Below are 1,921 nucleotides of genomic sequence, written 5' to 3' on the forward strand. Positions count from 1 at the left end.
CCTCGACACCATGGCGCAGCCGTTCCAGACGCCGGGTCAGGTTGCGCACCACCGGCCAGGCCGCCAGCGCCGTGATGGCCGCCACAATGGCCAGCAGGGCCAGCGGATTGCGGTTCTGAGATTCAAAAGGGGATGGGAAACGCGCGGTCAGGACCGAACCATCGGGCAGGTCGGCCTGCCCGCGAAGGGTGCCGGTTGCCCCGGCAGGCTCATATGCGGCAAGGGTTTCGCCGCGGGCACTGGTCAACGCCAGAACAGCCCCGCTGGCCTCACCAAGCCGATCGAGCGTGTCCTGCAACAGGGCGGGATCATCGGTTTGCAGCAAGGCGGCGGCGATCAGTTCGGCGCGCTGGTCCCCCCTTTTGCCTTGCTGTTCCGGCCCAATCAGCAAGTTCAGCGCCGCGAATCCGGCCAGCGCAAGGATCGCGATGCTGCCCAGAACGGTGAGATAGATTTTCAGGAACAGCTTTCCGCGCATGGATCTTAATCCGCGTCCTGATGCCGGGCGAAAACATAACCCGATCCGCGCACGGTAACGATGCGGCGGGGGTGCTTCGGGTCATCTTCAATCGCGGCCCGGATGCGCGAGACATGAACATCGACCGAGCGGTCGAACGGATCGCCCCGCCCGTTGATCCGGTCCAGCAACTGTTCCCGGCTGAGGATACGGCCCGCATTCTCGGCCAGCGTCATGAGAATATCGAACTGGTGCCCGGTGATGTCACAAACCTGCCCGTCGAGATGGGCAAGGCGCGAGCCGCGATCGATCTCCAACCGGCCAAAGCGCAGGATATCGGCGCGGCCCCTGAACCCGCCGTGCCGCCGCAAAATGGCCCGCAGCCGCGCCAGCAATTCGCGTGGCCCGAAAGGTTTGGGCAGATAATCATCCGCGCCGATTTCCAGACCGACCACGCGGTCCGTCTCATCCCCGCGCGCGGTCAGCATCAGAACTGGCAGGTCCGAGCGGGCGCGGATGCGCCGCAGCACCTCGAACCCGTCAAGGTCGGGCAGCATCACATCAAGGATGACCGCATCGGGCGGGCTGCGGGCCAGATCGGCCAGCCCCGCCGTGGCCGTCGCCGCCGCCCGCACCCCATAGCCGTTTTCCGACAGATAGTCGCGCAGCATGGCGGAAAGCCGTGTGTCGTCGTCGATGATCAGGATCTGTTCCGCCATGGCCCGTTACCTACAGCTTTGCGCCAGCCTTGTCGCGGCCATACCACATCCGCCTGAAGATGCCGTCATGCCGGACGAAGTGGTGATAGAGGGCCGCACCTATATGCAGCGCCAGCAACAAAAGCAGCAGCATCGCGCTGCCGCCATGCACGCCGAAGGGCGCGAATGAGGTCAGATCGGGCAGCGTGCCCGTGCCGAACAGCACCGCGCCCGCACCGCTCAGCGCCATCAGGGCGATGCCGCTGCCGAACATGCCGAACAGGACGATATAGAGCGTAACATGGACGATGCGCGCCAGACCTTCCTGCCAGCGCGGGACCGAAGCCATGGGGCGTGGCTTGCGATCCGCCAGCCACCACCAGATCAGCCGCGCCACGGTCAGCAGCAGCACGATGATGCCAAGCGGGACGTGGAGGCGCAGAAACAGGGCCTCGGCGGCGCTGTCTGCATTGGCGACGGCGGAAAAGCCGGTGACATAGAGGGTGAGGATGAGAATAGCAGTCAACCAGTGAATGGTGACGACAACCGCACCATAGCGATCAGGTTGGCTTTTAAGCATGACAATATCCCTCCGCCTGCCTCGACGGCAGATCATATGTTAAATGTGTATAAGGAATGGCCCCACCGCAGTTGCGACAGGGCCATGACAGACGTGTCAGCGCCAGCCGGGGCCGAAGCCACGCCCGAAACCGGGACCCTGATCCAGCAGCGTCGCCCGCTGTTCCGGGGTCAGCACTTCGGCCGC

General features: G+C 64.5%; 2 protein-coding genes and 1 pseudogene. All 3 read right to left on the reverse strand.

Annotated features, from left to right (window positions below):
- Positions 1-478: pseudogene (locus ACK5L9_RS24080) on the reverse strand (two-component sensor histidine kinase); the annotation flags it as partial.
- Between the two features lie 5 nt (positions 479-483).
- The gene (locus tag ACK5L9_RS24085) at positions 484-1,176 is read right to left on the reverse strand and encodes a response regulator transcription factor (protein ID WP_416913989.1); all 693 of its coding nucleotides are present in this window, start codon (positions 1,174-1,176) and stop codon (positions 484-486) included.
- A 10-nt stretch (positions 1,177-1,186) separates the two neighbouring features.
- A complete protein-coding gene (locus ACK5L9_RS24090) occupies positions 1,187-1,735 on the reverse strand; it encodes a cytochrome b (protein WP_416913990.1) in 549 nt (182 codons plus the stop codon).
- Positions 1,736-1,921 lie beyond the last annotated feature (186 nt).

Source organism: Paracoccus sp. (in: a-proteobacteria) (genome assembly GCF_047973135.1).
Lineage (GTDB): Bacteria > Pseudomonadota > Alphaproteobacteria > Rhodobacterales > Rhodobacteraceae > Paracoccus.

Excerpts from the sequence above, each read along its gene's own strand:
- ACK5L9_RS24085 (WP_416913989.1), bottom strand. The coding sequence starts at position 1,176 with ATGGCGGAACAGATCCTGATCATCGACGACGACACACGGCTTTCCGCC.
- ACK5L9_RS24090 (WP_416913990.1), bottom strand. The coding sequence starts at position 1,735 with ATGCTTAAAAGCCAACCTGATCGCTATGGTGCGGTTGTCGTCACCATT.